Annotated in this window: 19 protein-coding genes; 5 read left to right on the top strand and 14 right to left on the bottom strand. The window is 47.0% G+C overall.

The annotated features are described in order from the left end of the window. Both ABNS04_RS00710 and srmB read left to right on the top strand, forming a co-directional pair. Positions 1-849, top strand: a complete 849-nt coding sequence (locus ABNS04_RS00710; RefSeq protein ID WP_272977410.1) for a universal stress protein — start codon at positions 1-3, stop codon at positions 847-849. A 23-nt stretch (positions 850-872) separates the two neighbouring features. Next, entirely contained in the window at positions 873-2,087 is a 1,215-nt protein-coding gene (gene srmB, locus ABNS04_RS00705) for an ATP-dependent RNA helicase SrmB (protein WP_272977411.1), read from the top strand. On the opposite strand, the gene ABNS04_RS00700 is transcribed toward srmB, so the two are convergent. From ABNS04_RS00700 to pomA, 4 genes are all read right to left on the bottom strand, one after another. Continuing rightward, a complete protein-coding gene (locus ABNS04_RS00700; RefSeq protein WP_242603672.1) occupies positions 2,084-2,443 on the bottom strand; it encodes a VanZ family protein in 360 nt (119 codons plus the stop codon). The genes srmB and ABNS04_RS00700 overlap by 4 nt on opposite strands. Further along, a complete protein-coding gene (thiI, locus tag ABNS04_RS00695) occupies positions 2,436-3,893 on the bottom strand; it encodes a tRNA uracil 4-sulfurtransferase ThiI (RefSeq protein ID WP_006956357.1) in 1,458 nt (485 codons plus the stop codon). The genes ABNS04_RS00700 and thiI overlap by 8 nt, the downstream gene beginning before the upstream one ends. Positions 3,894-3,963: 70 nt before the next feature. Then, positions 3,964-4,893 (bottom strand): flagellar motor protein MotB, encoded by a 930-nt coding sequence (locus tag ABNS04_RS00690; protein ID WP_272977412.1) that lies wholly within the window; start codon positions 4,891-4,893, stop codon positions 3,964-3,966. 5 nt (positions 4,894-4,898) lie between these two features. Next, on the bottom strand, positions 4,899-5,666 hold the full coding sequence (gene pomA / locus ABNS04_RS00685) for a flagellar motor protein PomA (protein WP_006956359.1): 768 nt from the start codon (positions 5,664-5,666) through the stop codon (positions 4,899-4,901). A gap of 171 nt (positions 5,667-5,837) precedes the next feature. On the opposite strand from pomA, the gene ABNS04_RS00680 reads away from it, so the two are divergent. Genes ABNS04_RS00680 through dxs form a run of 3 tightly spaced genes read left to right on the top strand, consistent with a single transcriptional unit; the run spans position 5,838 to position 8,826 of the window. Next, positions 5,838-6,080, top strand: coding sequence for an exodeoxyribonuclease VII small subunit (locus ABNS04_RS00680; protein WP_006956360.1), 243 nt, complete (start codon positions 5,838-5,840; stop codon positions 6,078-6,080). Then, positions 6,077-6,964: a (2E,6E)-farnesyl diphosphate synthase gene (gene ispA, locus ABNS04_RS00675; RefSeq protein ID WP_348671155.1), complete on the top strand. Its 888-nt coding sequence runs from the start codon at positions 6,077-6,079 to the stop codon at positions 6,962-6,964. The genes ABNS04_RS00680 and ispA overlap by 4 nt, the downstream gene beginning before the upstream one ends. A 14-nt stretch (positions 6,965-6,978) precedes the next feature. Further along, on the top strand, positions 6,979-8,826 hold the full coding sequence (gene dxs, locus ABNS04_RS00670; RefSeq protein WP_348671154.1) for a 1-deoxy-D-xylulose-5-phosphate synthase: 1,848 nt from the start codon (positions 6,979-6,981) through the stop codon (positions 8,824-8,826). 14 nt (positions 8,827-8,840) lie between these two features. Here the strand turns inward: dxs and ABNS04_RS00665 are convergent, their stop codons facing one another. From ABNS04_RS00665 to secD, 10 genes are read right to left on the bottom strand one after another with little or no spacing between them, the layout of a single operon-like run. Continuing rightward, positions 8,841-9,335 (bottom strand): phosphatidylglycerophosphatase A, encoded by a 495-nt coding sequence (locus ABNS04_RS00665; RefSeq protein ID WP_272977989.1) that lies wholly within the window; start codon positions 9,333-9,335, stop codon positions 8,841-8,843. A gap of 1 nt (position 9,336) precedes the next feature. After that, on the bottom strand, positions 9,337-10,332 hold the full coding sequence (gene thiL / locus ABNS04_RS00660) for a thiamine-phosphate kinase (RefSeq protein WP_272977988.1): 996 nt from the start codon (positions 10,330-10,332) through the stop codon (positions 9,337-9,339). A 30-nt stretch (positions 10,333-10,362) separates the two neighbouring features. Then, the gene (gene nusB / locus ABNS04_RS00655) at positions 10,363-10,782 is read right to left on the bottom strand and encodes a transcription antitermination factor NusB (RefSeq protein WP_006956365.1); all 420 of its coding nucleotides are present in this window, start codon (positions 10,780-10,782) and stop codon (positions 10,363-10,365) included. A 16-nt stretch (positions 10,783-10,798) separates the two neighbouring features. Further along, positions 10,799-11,263 carry a 6,7-dimethyl-8-ribityllumazine synthase gene (ribE, locus tag ABNS04_RS00650; protein ID WP_006956366.1) on the bottom strand — a complete coding sequence of 155 codons (465 nt, stop codon included), beginning with the start codon at positions 11,261-11,263 and terminating at the stop codon, positions 10,799-10,801. Positions 11,264-11,316: 53 nt separating this feature from the next. Further along, positions 11,317-11,970, bottom strand: a complete 654-nt coding sequence (locus ABNS04_RS00645; protein ID WP_272977987.1) for a GNAT family N-acetyltransferase — start codon at positions 11,968-11,970, stop codon at positions 11,317-11,319. Further along, positions 11,970-12,566 (bottom strand): lysophospholipid acyltransferase family protein, encoded by a 597-nt coding sequence (locus tag ABNS04_RS00640; protein WP_272977986.1) that lies wholly within the window; start codon positions 12,564-12,566, stop codon positions 11,970-11,972. Before ABNS04_RS00640 ends, ABNS04_RS00645 begins: the two co-directional genes overlap by 1 nt. Then, positions 12,566-13,441, bottom strand: coding sequence for a DUF3014 domain-containing protein (locus ABNS04_RS00635; protein ID WP_272977985.1), 876 nt, complete (start codon positions 13,439-13,441; stop codon positions 12,566-12,568). The genes ABNS04_RS00640 and ABNS04_RS00635 overlap by 1 nt, the downstream gene beginning before the upstream one ends. A gap of 28 nt (positions 13,442-13,469) precedes the next feature. Continuing rightward, positions 13,470-14,252: a peroxide stress protein YaaA gene (yaaA, locus tag ABNS04_RS00630; protein WP_006956370.1), complete on the bottom strand. Its 783-nt coding sequence runs from the start codon at positions 14,250-14,252 to the stop codon at positions 13,470-13,472. A gap of 16 nt (positions 14,253-14,268) precedes the next feature. Then, positions 14,269-15,216 (bottom strand): protein translocase subunit SecF, encoded by a 948-nt coding sequence (gene secF / locus ABNS04_RS00625; RefSeq protein ID WP_006956371.1) that lies wholly within the window; start codon positions 15,214-15,216, stop codon positions 14,269-14,271. An 8-nt stretch (positions 15,217-15,224) separates the two neighbouring features. Further along, positions 15,225-17,069, bottom strand: coding sequence for a protein translocase subunit SecD (gene secD, locus ABNS04_RS00620; protein WP_272977984.1), 1,845 nt, complete (start codon positions 17,067-17,069; stop codon positions 15,225-15,227). Positions 17,070-17,080: the final 11 nt, after the last annotated feature.

Genomic DNA, 17,080 nt, shown 5'->3' with positions numbered 1-17,080 from the left:
ATGAAACACGTTATCGCTTGTATTGATGAGTCGCGTATGGCCAATGCTGTCACGCAATACGCGACATGGTCCGCAAAGCAACTTCAAACACCACTGACGCTTTTCCATGTACTTGACGAAATGCGTTACCCAGTGAATTCGGACATGACCGGAAATATTGGTCTAGGAAGCCGAGAGTCGCTGCTCGAAGAGCTAGCCGAACTCGATGAGCGTCGTAATAAGATAGCCTTAGAGCATGGCCATCATCTGCTTGAAGCAGCAAAAAATCGAGCCGAAGAAATGGGTGCAGAAGACGTGCATGTGCGTCAGCGTCATGGTGATTTGGCTGAGTCACTGACAGCTCTTGAGGATAACCTGCGACTCCTCGTCATTGGCTTACATGGAGCACAAACATGTGACAGCGATCGGCTTGGTCATCAGATTGAAACTATTGTGCGAAATATACATCGTCCAATTTTAGCCGTTCCCCCCAAGTACCATACGCCGACGAACGTCATGTTGGCGTTTGATGGGAGTGATGTGTCACGTAAAGGCGTAAAAATGCTTGCGGAGTCACCTCTTTTTGTCGGCATGCCTATCCATGTGGTGATGGTAGGTGCCGCGACAGCCGATGCAACGGCATCGGTCGAGGCTGCCGTCAGTCATCTGCAAGAATTTCGTCATAAAGTCAGCTATGAGATCCGAGCGGGCGACGTTGAATCAACTTTGCACGATATTCAACAAGAACGTAATATCGATATGCTTGTTATGGGGGCATATAGCCACTCTAAGTTACGTCAGCTATTTATGGGAAGCACCACGTCGAGAGTACTCTCTCGTTCGCAAATACCCGTGCTTTTACTTCGTTAATTTTATTTTTAGGAATTCAGTGAATGACGCCAGATTGGCAAGAATTAGAGCTTGATGATGCGCTCATATCAGTACTTAAAGCAGCCGGTCTCAATAAACCGGCTAAAGTCCAGCAGGCAGCATTGCCAGCCGCAATGGATGGCCATGATCTACTGATCAGCTCGCCCACAGGTACAGGCAAAACCTTAGCGTTTTTGCTTCCTGTGCTACAGCACATGATGGACTTTCCTCGCAAGCAACCGGGGGCTGCGCGCGCACTTATTTTGGCGCCAACTCGTGAGTTGGCGGAACAAATCTATCAACAAGCAGAGATGTTTCGTGCGCTCACAGAGCTCTCTTCTGTCGTTGTTACTGGCGGCGTCAATTACGGTAGTCAGTTGAGCCGACTGGAGCAGAGCCATGATATAGTCATCGCAACCCCAGGCAGGCTATTAGACTTATTAGAAGCCGAGCAATACGAGCTTGAAGCCGTTGAATGGTTAGTTATTGACGAAGCCGATCGTATGCTGGATATGGGCTTTAAAGATGTTGTTAAAGACATTGCGCTGCACGCGCGCAATCGCCAACATGCAATTCTTTGTTCGGCGACGATTGAAAGTGACGGTGTGAAAGCATTCTCGCGTGCGCTGTTAAATGAACCCGAACTTATTGAGGTCACGCCTCCTAAGCGAGAACGCGGTAAAATAATTGAACACGCATATCTTGCAGATACCGATGATCACAAGCGTCAGTTGTTGATGGCGTTATTAAAGCAGCATAGTGGTCGCTCGATTGTTTTTGCGCGCACCCGCGAACGAGTGCAGGCGCTAGCCAGCTTTCTCCAATCACAAGACGTGCCTGTCATGTTTTTACGTGGTGACTTACCACATGCTGAACGACAACAGAAAATCATCGAATTTAAGCGTCGTGATAACGCCGTGTTAGTCGCAACTGATGTAGCTTCTCGCGGACTCGATATTGACGATATTAAATTGGTTATTAACTATGATTTGCCTAAACAGGCAGACGTTTATGTGCATAGAATAGGCCGTACTGCCCGCGCCGGCCAAAAAGGGTTAGCTATTTCACTCGTAGAGGCGCACGATGCACTTCTGTTAGGAAAAATCGAACGCTACATGGAGCATCGTCTTGATAGACGTGTGATTGATGGGCTCAAGCCGCAGTATAAATTTCCATCGACAGACAAAAAGCGTGTTAAGAAGAAGAAGCAAAATAAGAAAACAAAGAAGCGCCGTTAATCGCGGCGCTTTCGATAGAGCCACAGCAAGGTAAAGTAAGCCGTCACGCCCGCAGCATCAGCAAGCCAATCCATTACGTCAGAGCCTCGCCCTGGAATATAATACTGAATCACTTCTATCGCACAGCCATATATGAGTAGCAGTGAGCTTGCGAGTTTACCCGATAGGTCAAAGGCCTTGTGAAGGGTCACGCTCAACAGGAAAAAAGCACTAAAATGAACCCATTTGTCTGCATGAGGGATCATACGGCTCGCTTCATGACTTGGAAACTGCCATAAGAACGCGATGGTGATCACAATTAATAAGCTTAAAAAAATCGCACGCGCAAACATGCGAGAACTCGTTAGGTTACTCAACGTCCTGTCCTTCATACACCGAAACGTTACTGTATCCTGCTTCCTGCAGAAGTAACGTTTGCATTTTACTCATCACACCCTGCGAACAATATAATAGATAGTGATTTGCGTCATCCAGTTTTACAAATTCTGACTGAACCTTGAAGAATGGCATTTCAATCACCTCAAAGGAGGTCGATAGCGGTTGCTCTTCAATTTCGTCGGCTGTTCGAATATCGATGATGACCTTAGGCTTATCTGTCGCTGTATGCTTTATTTGTACTTGGTCCTGTGCTGCCTTAGCAATGTCTTGCATACTAAGTACTTGGGCATTGCGAACGACTTGCTCAATAAGCGACATATCGAGCTTTGCTTCTTCTGCTAAGATAGCTCGCTCATCGGCCTTTACGGTGGGTTTATTGGAAATAACACCACAATACTCTGGGATTGTTTTCGCTAAAGCTTCGGTTCCAATGCGCTTCGCTTGATCAACGATGGTTTGTTTATCCGCTGTAATAAGTGGACGCAATACCAGTGTATCTGTCGCTTTATCGATGACTTGTAAGTTAGCCAACGTCTGGCTCGATACTTGTCCAATCGCTTCACCTGTGACCAACGCTTGCGCTTTTAAAAAGCCCGCAACACGCGTTGCTGCTCGTAGCATTTGACGTTTTAGAACAACTCCCATGGCACCGTTGTCGACGTGGGTCAGAATATCTTCTACGATAGGCGCGAAGTCCACACTGATAAACTTAATGGGATGCGACTTACTGTAACGGTCCCAAAGATAATGACATATTTGCTTAACGGCGACTTCGTGCGCGTCGCCACCGAGATTAAAAAAACAAAAGTGTGTGCGCGCGCCACGACGAATGAAGTCAAAGCTCGCAACACTCGAGTCGAAGCCGCCGCTCATGAGACTCACCACGGTCTCCTGAGTAGGAATAGGAAAACCGCCCAGGCCCTGCCTCCGGGTACCCACTAACTGAATATTTTGCTCAATAATTTGCAAAGTAATTTCATGCTCAGGCGCCTTTAATTGCACTTTTGCAGTCGGTTGATGCTCAAGAAGGTAGCCACCGATGTAGCGCTCCAGCTGTTGTGAAGAGAAATCATGATGCCCTTTACGCTTTACTCTGACCGCAAAGGTTTGTTGAGCGATTTTTTCTAGCCAGAACTGTGCGACCCACTCGGCAAGGATCTCGAACTCATCCAGGGGGCGCTCAACCACCTCAGCGAACCATGAAATCCCTGGCGTACAAGCCAATTTATCAATCACCGCTTGACGCACATCTTCCTCTTCTGAGGGAGTACTCACTTCGATACGGTCCCACAACCATTTTACGTAGAGACCGGCATCTATATCGGCCAACACTTTACGTAGATTATTGGTGAGTACTTTTCCGTAACGCTTACGAACTGAGCGGCTTTTGATGGTGATTTCGGCATGCAACCGTACAACGAACTTCATGGAGGCCCCAGTTTTAGCTAGTCTAAAAACCGATCATTATACGATTTTTTAACGCTGTGAGCCACCCGAGCTAGTCAATTACATCCACCGGATCGGACTCTTTCGCCTTGCCTTGCATAATAGCGATATCAACACGTCGGTTGAGCGCACGATTAGAGGCCGAGTTGTTCGGTACAATCGGTTTTGTATCGGCATAGCCCATCGTAACAAGGCGTGATTGGTCGAACCCGTCTACTGTAGTCATCTCTTCAGCAACAGCGACAGCTCGTTTAGCGGATAAATCCCACTTTGAGGTGTACATCTCAGAAACTAACGGTTGATTATCGGTATGCCCCGAGATCGTGATCTCGCCAGGAATATCTTTAAGCGCTTGTGCCACTTCCCGAATGACTGGCTTAAATTGCGGCTGTAAGAACGCAGATCCCTCTGGAAACGAACCATTTTCTTTAATTCGGATAATAATTTGTTGCCCCAATTGCTCTAATTCTAATGAGCCGGCCTTGATGTTATCACTTAATTGCTCTCGGATACGCTCCATTAGCTCCTTAACTTGCTGCTCTACCGCTGGATCGGACTCGCTTCCGTCAGCGGCCTTCTTGTCCTCCTCGCTGTCAGCTTGCTGTCCACCCCGTTCGACCTGCTTACCTCCTGCAAAGTCTGATTCCCCATCTTGAAACTCCAAGGTTTGTTGGGTCATTTCGACTGTTTGTTGCTGAATGGTCTCGATGGGCGTAGGTTCAGGACGCCCAGGCCGAAATTCCTGCGCAATAATACTTGTTCCCTTGGGTATGTCTTTTACTTCAATTTTATTCTGAACACCCAGCGCATACTTCATAGAGCCGGCAATTTGCTTAAATTTAAGAACATCCATTTCAGAGAAAGCAAGAAGCAGCACGAAGAAGCACATTAGTAGTGTCATTAAATCAGCAAAAGTCGCCATCCACATAGGAAGCCCAGGGGGCGGGCAACGGCATTCTTCTTGATCGTCTGCGGCAGCCATAGGCGCTATTCGTCCTCATTCCCTTCATTGACACGTTTGGATTCGGCGAGGTAATTACGTAGCAAGCCCTCAATAACCCGTGGGTTTTGTCCATCCTGAATTCCTAAAATAGCATCCAAAATGAGCTGCCGGTTCAGCTTTTCCTGTTCCGCTCGCAGCACCAATTTATTCGCAATGGGAATCGCAATCACGTTGGCCAAAAATGCACCATACAGTGTTGTTAGCAATGCAACCGACATCGCCGGACCAATAGCCTTGGGGTCATCCATATTAGCGAGCATCGCAACCAATCCAATGAGCGTACCAATCATCCCCATTGCCGGTGCTACGTCAGCCAAAATTTTAAAAAACCGAGCCCCCTCTTCATGTCGGGTAAAGCTCATGCTGATGTCTTTGCTTAAAGTGTGCTTGACCACTTCCGCGTCATGACCGTCCACCAGCATATCCACGCCTTTCCGAAAAAAAGGATTAGGAATCTCTGCCTCTTCCAGCGCTAGGAAGCCACCTTTACGCGCCGAGTCAGCCATTTCGACGGCACTATCGATAAGTTCTTGAGGGTGTTCTATCTTAAAAAAGAAAGCTTTTACCACGACTTTGCCGGTGGCAAAAAACTGTTGTAGTGGAAAGTTGGCCATAACGATAAACAGCGAGCCACCCACAACAATCAATAAAGACTGAGTGTCAATGAAAAGACCGGGGTCACCACCCAATATCATCGCGGCAACAACAAAGCCTATGGCTCCAATGATCCCAACCAGCGTTGCTATATCCACTCAGCTTCCTCCACTTCACGCGATAAATTTGGCACGTGATCAATTTTAAACATCCCACTCACTGTGGCAACCTATATTGTAAATTTAAGTAAACCACGCATTGATCATCGGCTGACAATCGAGTTTCTTTATATGATAATGAGCCTATATTGAAACTAAAGGTGACGCATTATGGCAAAGAAGGAAGACAACCTATCGTTTGAACAAGCATTGCAACAACTTGAACAGTTAGTGAATGAGCTTGAGCAAGGCGACCTTCCATTGGAGACGTCATTAGAAAAGTTTGAACAAGCCGTAAAGCTATCACGTTTAAGCCAAGCGCAGTTGCAGTCAGCAGAACAAAAGGTTTCAACGTTACTAGAAAAAAACGGCGAACAGGTGCTGAGTGAACAGCACAGTGAGGCGCGCGAGTGAATATTAAGCAGTTTACAGCCGAGGTCCGTAGTGCCGTCGATAACCGATTAAACCAACTGATCGAATCACACATTGCTTCTAGTTCACTTAAAGAAGCCATGGCATACGGCGTCTTACTTGGCGGCAAGCGTATCCGTCCCTACTTAACGATGGCAGTGGCCGAATTATGTGGGGCTGAAACTAACGAGGCTTTGGACGCGGCTTGTGCCGTAGAATTGATCCACGCGTACTCATTAATTCATGATGACTTACCGGCGATGGACGACGATGAACTACGCCGAGGTCATCCCACGTGTCACATTAAGTTCGGTGAAGCGACAGCCGTATTAGCCGGTGATGCGCTGCAAACACTCGCTTTTGAGGTATTAAGCACCAACTTAGAGGCTAAACTTCCCTCTCAACGACGCATCGCGATGATCCAGCATTTGGCCAGCGCCAGTGGTGCTAAAGGTATGTGTTTTGGACAGGCGCTGGATTTAGATGCCACCGGGCGCGCCATTGATGAGCTTGAACTTGAAAAGATACATCGTCACAAAACCGGTGCTTTAATACGTGCCTCTGCGGCACTTGGAGTGCTTGCAGGTAACGACGAAAGCCAACAATACTTAGATCACTTTTGTGATTTCGCCAGCTGGATTGGACTTGCTTATCAAGTTTACGACGATATTCTTGACGTCGTCGGAAACACTGAAGTTATGGGTAAGCCACAAGGTTCAGATGAAGCCCACCACAAGGCGACTTACGTTGCGCTACTGGGGCTTGACGGAGCCAGTGAAAAACTGCTGTCATTGCATCAACAAGCACTACTGTCACTCAACAAGATCCCGTACAATACCCAAAAACTAGAAACATTTTCAGAGATCTTGCTGAAGCGCGATCACTAAGTAATACGAGACCTATGACCAAATTATTAGACGGTATTGAATACCCAACAGATCTACGCAAGCTGCCTACACATCAATTAAACGCGCTCTGTGAGGAAGTACGCGCCTACTTACTGGACTCTGTCAGTCGCAGTAGTGGTCACTTAGCATCAGGGCTGGGTACAGTTGAACTGACCGTCGCTCTGCACTACGTCTACAACACACCAAAAGATAAGTTAGTTTGGGACGTTGGTCATCAAGCCTATCCCCATAAGATTTTAACAGGACGAAAAAAGGCGCTGCATACAATCAGACAGAAAGATGGTTTGCACCCATTCCCATGGCGGGAAGAAAGTGAGTATGACGTTTTGTCTGTTGGTCACTCCAGTACCTCAATCTCAGCAGCATTAGGTATGGCGGTTGCCGCCCAGCGCAGTGGTTCTAACGAAAAGGTCGTCTCGATAATTGGTGACGGTGCAATGACAGCCGGCATGGTCTTTGAAGCGATGAACCATGCAGGCGATATTAAGCCTGACATGTTAGTGGTACTAAATGATAACGACATGTCGATTTCTGAGAATGTAGGTGCCTTGAATCAGCATTTCGCGCGTCTTTTGTCGGGGCGTTTCTATACCAAAATACGTGAGCAAGGCAAAAAACTGCTTAAGCCGTTACCGCCCATCCATCACTTAGCTAGCCGTGCTGAAGAGCATATGAAAGGTATGATGGCACCCGGTACTATCTTTGAAGAGCTCGGATTTAATTATATTGGTCCCATTGATGGGCACGATGTGGACACCTTAGTTGAAACGCTGCGTAATATGAAGCACTTACGCGGTCCACAGCTGCTTCACGTAGTCACGCAAAAGGGAAAAGGCTATCGGCCTGCAGAAGCCGATCCTATCGGTTATCATGGCGTGCCTAAATTTGATCCGTCGCTGTCCAAGCTACCGGCGAAAAAGCCCGGAATCCCAAGTTACTCAGAGGTGTTCGGTGATTGGTTGTGTGATCACGCACAAGACGATGCCAAGTTAATGGCCATTACCCCTGCAATGCGAGAGGGGTCGGGAATGGTCAAATTCTCAAAACTTTATCCCGAGCAATATTTTGATGTCGCTATCGCCGAGCAGCACAGCGTAACTTATGCGGCTGGGCTCGCCATTGCTGGTCTTAAACCTGTTGTGGCTATTTATTCAACCTTTTTGCAGCGCGCCTATGATCAAGTCATTCATGATATTGCGTTACAAAATCTCGATGTATTGTTCGCTATTGATCGCGCAGGTATTGTTGGTGCAGACGGACCTACTCACCAAGGTGCATTTGACTTAAGTTACCTCCGTTGCATTCCAAATATGGTCGTTATGACACCCAGTGACGAACAAGAGTGTCGCGATATGCTTTACACTGGCTATTGCCATCAGGGACCTGCTGCAGTCCGCTATCCCCGTGGTAGCGGTACCGGTGTCACATTACGAGAACACGATAAGTTACTTACGTTAGGTGAAGCAAACATCATACGTCAGGGTAACGACGTTGCGATCCTAAACTTTGGCACGTTGCTACCCGAGGCTATCGCGGTCGCCGAAGATATCAATGCAACAGTAGTCGATATGCGCTTTGTGAAGCCACTTGATAAGCAAGTCGCGATTGATTGTGCTCGTCGCCATCAACTTGTTGTAACGCTTGAAGAAAATGCCATCGCAGGCGGTGCAGGTAGTGCCGTAAACGAAGCACTGGCGAATTCAGGAATCAATACTCAAGTTCTAAATATTGGTTTACCTGATGAGTTTATAAAGCACGGTAGTCAAGATGAGGTTAAACAAGAAATTGGACTGAGCGCTACGGCGATTAAGTCGCGTATACAAGACTATTTAAACAGCTAACAGGCGCCACGCGCCTACAAAAACCAGTCACGACCGATTGTTGTCGCAAGTATCAGTTGTAAAACGAAGTTGCTCGCTATCCCCGCGAGCACGTCATCTAACATAATACCTGTTCCGCCATGCAGGCGTTTGTCCAACCAGCTAATTGGCCATGGTTTGAGAATGTCGAATACGCGAAAGACCAAAAAGCCGACCATAAGTAAAGCCCAGTTAGCTGGCATGGCCCACATGGTAAACATCAAGCCGACGAACTCATCCCAAACAATTGCTGGATGATCGTGTACACCCATTTTATCGGCCGCACTGCGACAAATATAGATGCCTAGCAGGGTGCTAAGCGCGACAAACAGGCTATAGCTAGTGATGTCTAACCAAAGCATACCGTAGACCAATGGAACAGCAGCCAACGTGCCGAACGTGCCTGGTGCCTTTGGTGCTAGTCCAGAGCCAAATCCAAGAGCAAGTAAATCAACTGGATTCGCAAGTGAAAGCCCGGGAAATCGGCGCATATTAGGACACTCCAAAATGGTTGTAACCCAATTCAATTTTAGGGAGTTCCCACGGCTCCCCTTGGTAAGTCATTCTCACCTGACGTGTCTCATCCTTTACCATTCGACCGATACAGATAGGTTTGTCTTTTAGATGTGACGTGATGGTTTCAAGTCGTCCGCGATTCTGCTCTGGTACAGTAAACAAAAGTTCATAGTCATCACCCGCAGTTAACGCCAATGAAAACGCCTCATCCAAGTCGAGAGTTTCAGTTAAAGCCATCGATAAAGGCAATTTATCAAGCTCTAACTGAACGCCCATTTGAGCGTTTGTAGGCAACAAATGAGACAAGTCTGCCAATAGGCCGTCTGAAACATCGATGCAACTATTAGCAACACCACGTAATAGCTGCCCTAAAGCGACTCTCGGAGTGGGATAGTGCAATCGATTAATTAATGACTGTAAATGGCGATGAGTTGCCGACAATTCACCTTGTAATAACCGCAATGCTAAACCCGCATCACCTAACGAGCCACTCACGTACAGCCAATCTCCAGCCCGCGCTTGATCGCGTCTAATCGCCGTACCGCTGGGCACAACGCCTTGAGCAGTATAAGTCAACGTTAAAGGACCACGCGTTGTATCACCACCTATCAAATCACACTCATAGTAGTTTGAGATCTCTTTTAAGCCTTCGCTAAAATCGTGCAGCCAATCAGTATCAACTCGCGGTAAAGTCAGTGCCAGACTTCCCCAACTCGGCACTGCCCCCATCGCCGCTAAATCACTTAAGTTCACTGCGACTAATTTGTGTCCAATTGCACGTGGGGGGGTATTTTTATCAAAATGAACGCCCTCGACCATGGTATCCGTCACAGTAACGAGTTGATGATCTTCAGGCACTTCTGTCACAGCGCCGTCATCTCCTACGCCAACGATGACATCGCCACGATAAGATTCAGCTTTAAAGTAGTGTTCAATCAGATTGAATTCGTCGAGTTTTGGAGTCTGTCTCATAAGGGAGAAGAGCGGCGCACCGCTCTTTTATTATTGGCGGGCAGGTCTTAATGCATCGACAGCTTTGTCGAGTACACCATTCACAAAGCGGTGGCTATCATCAGCACCGAACGACTTGGCTAATTCGATAGCTTCATTAATTGCTACTTTATAGGGTACATCGTAACGTTCACGTAGCTCATACGCAGCGATACGTAGGACCGCAAGCTCTACCGGATCCAATTCGCTGATCGGTCGATCAAGATAGGGTGCTATCGCCTCATCTAGGCTTTTATAGAACGCACCCACTCCTCGAAGCAATTCCAGAAAGTAATCCACATCAACTTTACTGGTGTCATTGTCGGTTAGAAACTGTGCTTCTATCTCATTAAATGTGTTTTGCGATAACTGCCATGAGTAAACCGCTTGTACTGCAAGCTTTCTCGCTTTTCTGCGTGCTGCTGGTTTCATTCTTAACGCGTTCCTGTTAAATCTTATCCAAGACGTTAACCATCTCTAACGCACTTAATGCTGCTTCAGAGCCTTTATTACCGGCTTTTGAACCGCTGCGCTCGATGGCTTGTTCCAGCGTGTCAGTGGTAATAATACCGAACGCCACTGGTAGACCAAATTCCATAGCAACTCGGCCTAAGCCGCTATTACTTTCACCAGCGACAAAATCAAAGTGCGGTGTTCCACCTCGAATAACTGCGCCGACCGCAATAATCGCATCAAACTTATCCGATTCTGCGAGTCGCTTCGCGGTTACTGGGATTTCGTAAGCACCCGGCACTCTAACCACCGTAATATCGTCATCTGCGACCTGACCATATTGCTTTAGTGTCTGCACAGCGCCCTGAAGGAGGCTTTCAACGACAAAGTGATTAAAACGAGAGACGATAATAGCAAACTTTTTACCTGGTGCGTTTATGCCACCCTCAATGATATGCATGCTTGGAATTCCTTGTGATCTCAATAATGCGCAAATAATACCATATTTTAACGTTATTTTCGGGCTAACGTATAAGAATAAAATACTTCATGTGTATCCCTATTCATCGCCACCTTTCGTGCTGCGCTATTATCCAATACAGCGAGCGCCGATTGGTTTGACTCAGAAACAGGGAATAGCACTTGACCCCAGGGCCAGCTAGCTCTTAACCAGTCGGTCGTCAGCGCAAACAAATCATTATGTAGGTTATCGGCGACTGCCTTTTTCCCTAACCACCACGTCACTTCCGCTTGAATATTGCTGGTATCAAGCGCAGCACCATTACCACGCTCTGCTGAAACTGGAGCAAAGTACACCATGCCAACCACTTTGTTCCGTTTTTTATCAGTGACGACAAAGCTAAAGCCATTTTTTTGCAACATCTGCTTTAGCAGATGTTGCACCATCGATGAGTTCTGTTCTTCCGACGTTTTACTACTGGGCCAGCTCCATCCAAGCTGATGATACAACCAAGCTTGAGAGTCCATGTAAGCGCGATAGATGGCACTGGCATCATCAGCTTTAAGTGCTGTTATTTCGAGTCGAGAGGACTCAATACGCTGCCCCATTGACCAATCGTCTTGCCAAAACTCGGCTGCGCCGAGGTTTTCACTCAGCGCAAGAGCGAACACAGTCCAAAAAATGATACAAAGACGCCGAACGACCATTACGCGCGCTTACCCTGTGCATGAGCGAAAAACGACTTTACACGTTCCAACTCACGTTCGATTTCGCCATTAATCATCATCGCAGGGCCTATATCAATTGCTTTACGAGCAAAGTCCATCGCAACGGGCACAACCGGTACGTTTGCCTGCTTTGCAATATGCAAAAAACCTGACTTCCATTGCTTCACTTTTTTGCGAGTGCCCTCGGGCGTAATCACTAAAACTAATTCGTGCTTGGTCTTAAACTCTTCAACCATTTTACCAACGACACCATTCGCGGCAGAACGATCAATCGGGATGCCTCCTAATTTGAGCATTAAACGCTTAATAGGGAACCGGAACAAACTCGCTTTCCCCAAATAGTTCAGCTTTAAGCCCATTGCGAGCATCACAAACACGCCAACAGGGAAATCCCAATTTGAAGTATGCGGCGCAATGGGGATGATTGCCTGACGGCTATTTGGCATGGAACCATTAATTTTCCATCCCCCCATTAATCGCATCCCCACTCGCCCTATCCAACGCAAAAAGCGATTCCCCTGTGACGGGAAATCGCCCTCTAAATTATTAGGTATTGAATCTTGATTTTCTGTCATTAATTCTCTCGAAACGCTGCTTTTACTTCTCTTAACTTAGCCTTGATTCGTTCAATATTGTTCGGTCCCATGCGCAATAGCTGCTTCTGTGCTGGCGGTAAGGCCTCAAGCGACGAATCGTGATACGTGTACATGACACTGTCATCGTCGACTTGCACCAAAGACTCTGGCACGGGTGTTTCTAACAACACGTTAATTGCTTCTATAATCGCATTTTTGAATTCACTGTCAGGGTAACCGATTTCACCGTATGCCTGTTGAAGTAACGGTTTAAACAACTCGTAATTATCCACTAATGCATTGGCATCCAGGCTGGTAAACCAGTCAACGATAGGATCGTAACGTTGATAGCTTTGCTCATCAATATATAAGTCGCCCTCGACTTCAATCACTGAGAACCGACCATCTGGGCGCTGCACTACGGTTCTGTCAGTCACCAACATGCCATTTCTTAGGTTATCGATAATAACCACAGCGTCTTTAATCAGTTGCGAGCTCTTCAGTGGCTGTATCTCTATGCCACTATTATCCAATTCTTGCAGCACTGTCGGGGTGCTCTCGTTGAGATCAGGTAGCGTGATAGCCGGTTCTGGCTCTTCCACCACTTCGGTGGTCGGCTCTGGCGTCGCTGCTGGTTCAGGATCTGGTTCTGGCTGCGGCTGTGGCTCAGGCTCTTTCGGTTCGACCGCAGGCGCCTCTTCAGGCTGCTTTGGCAAATTCATCGACTGTGTCTGTTTTGCCTCGTTGTTATTTGAGCCACTTAACATCCACCAACTAACGCCACCAATAATAATAGCGACAATAATAACCGCAACGACCCAGCGAGCGGTGTTGCTACTGCTTTCTTTACCAGGATAATTATCTTGTTCTGCCATGCCCTGCGGTCCTCATTGTTGCAATAGATTAAGGTCGTTCGCTTTCAGCGCGCTTGAATACAAGTTCTTTTTCGTTAGATTCAGATTCTGAAAAACGATAACCCGCATAGTCAAACGCTTTTAAATCAGACACATTTTCAGGCTTTTGGTTCACCATAAAGCGCGCCATTAACCCTCGTGCTTTCTTCGCATAAAAACTAATGACCTTAAACTGGCCGTTTTTTTCATCCTTAAACACTGGCGTAATGAGCTGAGCGTTCAATGCCTTTTTGTTGACTGATGAAAAGTACTCGTTAGAAGCCAGGTTGACCAATACATCGCTGCCCGTTTGCTTCAAATCCGCATTGAGCATTTCAGTAATTTGGTCACCCCAAAACTCATAAAGATTTTTACCGCGCTGATTATCGAGCTTAGTCCCCATCTCGAGACGATAAGGCTGCATCAAATCAAGCGGTCTTAGCAAGCCGTATAATCCCGACAAAATTCTAAGTTGCTGTTGCGCTGATCGCACTTCTTCGTGAGTCATTGATTCAGCATCTAAGCCCGCATAAACATCACCATTAAATGCGTAAATGGCGGGTCGTGCATTATCTTCATTAAATGGACGGGTCCACTCAGTAAATCGAGCCGCATTTAAACCCGCCAATTTGTCACTGATCTTCATCAGCGATCCAAGCTGCTGTGGAGTCAGCTCGCGGCAACGTTGAACCAGTATTTCAGCCTCATCAAGCAACCGAGGTTGCGTTGCTTCTACCGCAAGATGTTCGGATTCATAATCTAAATTCTTGGCCGGCGAAAGTACCGCGAGCATATTAATCTCCTATGAACTATTGCAGCGGATCTTGATCCGCACCTTCTTTTTCGACTTCTGTTGGCATCAAATCGTCACGGCTAACACCTAACGATAACGCTACGCTGCTTGCTACGAAAATTGACGAATAAGTACCGACAAACACACCAAATAATAGCGCAGTAGCAAAGCCATGGATCAACTGTCCACCAACAAAGAACAGCGCCAACAACACCAAAATAGTGGTTAATGAGGTAATCAACGTACGGCTCATGGTATCCGTTAACGCTCGGTTAATAACCTGCGTTGGTGTCAACTTAGCGTACTTACGGAACGTCTCACGTACGCGGTCCGAGACAACCACAGTATCGTTAATTGAGTAACCTATCACCGCAAGAAGTGCCGCCAACACGGTTAAGTCAAACTCGAGACCCAAAGCCGAGAACAAACCTAGGGTTAAAATAACATCGTGCGCGAGTGCTGAAACAGCACCAACAGCCAAACGCCATTCAAAACGCATTGCGATGTATATCAAGATACATATCAACGCGGTCAGCATCGCTAACCCGCCCTGTTCGACAAATTCGTCACCCACGTTAGGTCCCACAAATTCGATCCGACGCATTTCGATGGAATTATCAATTCCTTCACGCAGGGTCGTTAAAATTTGTGTTCCCAGCTCCTCCGCTTTTACACCCTCTCTAGGTGCCAATCGGATCAATAAATCTTGCTGGGTGCCGTAGTTCTGCACCACGGCATCATCAAAACCACCGGCTTCAAGCGTACTGCGAACCTGATCAAGCTCAGCCGCTTGTGGAAAACCGACTTCAATAAGCGTTCCGCCAGTAAAGTCTAAGCCAAAGTTAAGTTTGTTTACCGATAACGAAACAATTGACGCGATAAGGAGCAAGCCACTGATGAGCGCGAATACTCCACGGAAGCGCATGAATCCTATGCGTTCTTTTGTTTTAATAAACTGTCTCATCATTCACCCTAAATTGATAACTTGCTTAAACGCTTACCACCCCATACGGAGTTTACTATCGCTCGCGTGCCTACTATTGCAGTAAACATCGAAGTGATAATACCGATCGCCAATGTAATGGCGAATCCTTTAACCGGGCCATTACCTACGGCAAAGAGGATAATCGCAGCGATCAACGTGGTAATGTTCGCATCAGCGATGGTCGACAAGGCACTATCATAACCATGATGAATCGCTTGTTGCGGACTTCGCTTAGCGCGTATTTCCTCGCGAATACGTTCGAATATCAGCACGTTAGCATCGACCGCCATACCGACTGTCAGAACGATACCTGCCATACCAGGAAGAGTGAGCGTTGCACCCGGTATCATCGACATAACACCAATGATAAGCACGATATTAGCTGCCAAAGCCATGTCAGCAACAAGACCAAACTTACGGTAATAGATAACCATAAATAGGAGCACTAACACCAAGCCCCAAATAATCGCTTGAGTACCTGCATCGATATTTTGTTGACCTAAACTCGGACCCACTGTCCGTTCTTCAACAATTTGAATCGGCGCAATCAACGCACCCGCACGGAGCAAGAGTGAAAGGTTTTGCGCTTCTTGCGGACCTACACCGGTGATACGGAAGCTGCTACCTAAACGAGATTGAATTGTTGCCACACTGACGACTTCTGCTTTCTTATTAAATTGCAGGTTACCCTCAGCATCGCGTTCGCCGGTTGATTCATACTCCATGAATACCGTAGCCATTGGTTTGCCGACATTGTCTTTGGTCGCCAATGACATCTTGTCACCGCCAACACCATCCAACTCGATATTTACCTGAGGACGGTTATATTCGTCGTAACCAACGCCCGCATTAACAATATGGTCGCCTGTTAGAATCACATCCTCTTTTAACAGCTGTGGACCGCCATTACGCGAAGGGAGTAACTCACTACCAAACGGTACTCGACCATTGACTGCATCTCGTACATCATTTTCGGTATCTACCATGCGAAACTCGAGCGTCGCTGTCGCACCCAAAATTTCTTTAGCACGCGCTGTATCCTGCACGCCAGGCAATTCCACGACAATGCGATTTGCGCCTTGACGCTGGATAACAGGCTCCGCAACACCAAGCTCGTTAACCCGATTACGCATGATAGTAATGTTTTGCGACACCGCATAATCACGCGTTTCCGCGAGTTTTTGCTCGGTCATTCGCATGGTTACAGTATTGGTTTCTGCATCGACAACCATTTGATAGCCTTGATAACGACCATCTAAATACTGCTCTGCCTGTTGAAAGTCTTCATCTGAACGAAGCTCAACGTTAATGGCATTATCTTCAACGCTCACATTAGTGTAACGAATACGCTCCTCGCGCAGAGAGCTACGAATAGTATCTTTCATACCATCTAAGATCTTGCGCATGGCTTCGTTCATATCGATTTCCATCAAGAAATGAACGCCACCACGTAAATCTAGGCCCAATTTCATGGGTTCAGCACCAATACTTTTCAACCAACTCGGCGTTGCTGGTGCCAAGTTAAGGGCAACAATATAGTGCTCACCTAAGCGCTTATTGAGAGCTTCACGCGCTTGTAGTTGCTCTTTATCGGAGCTCAGTCGTACGAGTACTTGTTCTTGCTCAAGCGCAATCGATTTAGGTGAGATGTCTTCTGACTTAAGCGTTTCGCGAACTAGATCAAGCGTTGCGGCATCTACTGTTGCTTGACGATCTGCGGAAATTTGTACTGCGGGATCTTCGCCGTAAATGTTAGGCAGCGCATACAGCGCTGCCAACAAAATAACGAAAATAACGAGCAGGTTTTTCCACAACGGGTATTTATTTAACACGTCGTGCCTAC

Origin of the sequence: uncultured Idiomarina sp. (assembly GCF_964010655.1) — a bacterium.
GTDB classification, from domain to species: Bacteria; Pseudomonadota; Gammaproteobacteria; order Enterobacterales; family Alteromonadaceae; genus Idiomarina; species Idiomarina baltica.
This window is presented reverse-complemented; position numbering and strand designations above follow the sequence as displayed.

Bases quoted from the DNA above. Each gene is read 5' to 3' on its own strand.
- ABNS04_RS00710 (WP_272977410.1), top strand. From the start codon at position 1: ATGAAACACGTTATCGCTTGTATTGATGAGTCGCGTATGGCCAATGCT.
- srmB (WP_272977411.1), top strand. From the start codon at position 873: ATGACGCCAGATTGGCAAGAATTAGAGCTTGATGATGCGCTCATATCA.
- thiI (WP_006956357.1), bottom strand. From the start codon at position 3,893: ATGAAGTTCGTTGTACGGTTGCATGCCGAAATCACCATCAAAAGCCGC.
- ABNS04_RS00690 (WP_272977412.1), bottom strand. From the start codon at position 4,893: ATGGCTGCCGCAGACGATCAAGAAGAATGCCGTTGCCCGCCCCCTGGG.
- ABNS04_RS00680 (WP_006956360.1), top strand. From the start codon at position 5,838: ATGGCAAAGAAGGAAGACAACCTATCGTTTGAACAAGCATTGCAACAA.
- dxs (WP_348671154.1), top strand. From the start codon at position 6,979: ATGACCAAATTATTAGACGGTATTGAATACCCAACAGATCTACGCAAG.
- ABNS04_RS00665 (WP_272977989.1), bottom strand. From the start codon at position 9,335: ATGCGCCGATTTCCCGGGCTTTCACTTGCGAATCCAGTTGATTTACTT.
- thiL (WP_272977988.1), bottom strand. From the start codon at position 10,332: ATGAGACAGACTCCAAAACTCGACGAATTCAATCTGATTGAACACTAC.
- nusB (WP_006956365.1), bottom strand. From the start codon at position 10,782: ATGAAACCAGCAGCACGCAGAAAAGCGAGAAAGCTTGCAGTACAAGCG.
- ribE (WP_006956366.1), bottom strand. From the start codon at position 11,263: ATGCATATCATTGAGGGTGGCATAAACGCACCAGGTAAAAAGTTTGCT.
- ABNS04_RS00645 (WP_272977987.1), bottom strand. From the start codon at position 11,970: ATGGTCGTTCGGCGTCTTTGTATCATTTTTTGGACTGTGTTCGCTCTT.
- ABNS04_RS00640 (WP_272977986.1), bottom strand. From the start codon at position 12,566: ATGACAGAAAATCAAGATTCAATACCTAATAATTTAGAGGGCGATTTC.
- ABNS04_RS00635 (WP_272977985.1), bottom strand. From the start codon at position 13,441: ATGGCAGAACAAGATAATTATCCTGGTAAAGAAAGCAGTAGCAACACC.
- yaaA (WP_006956370.1), bottom strand. From the start codon at position 14,252: ATGCTCGCGGTACTTTCGCCGGCCAAGAATTTAGATTATGAATCCGAA.
- secF (WP_006956371.1), bottom strand. From the start codon at position 15,216: ATGAGACAGTTTATTAAAACAAAAGAACGCATAGGATTCATGCGCTTC.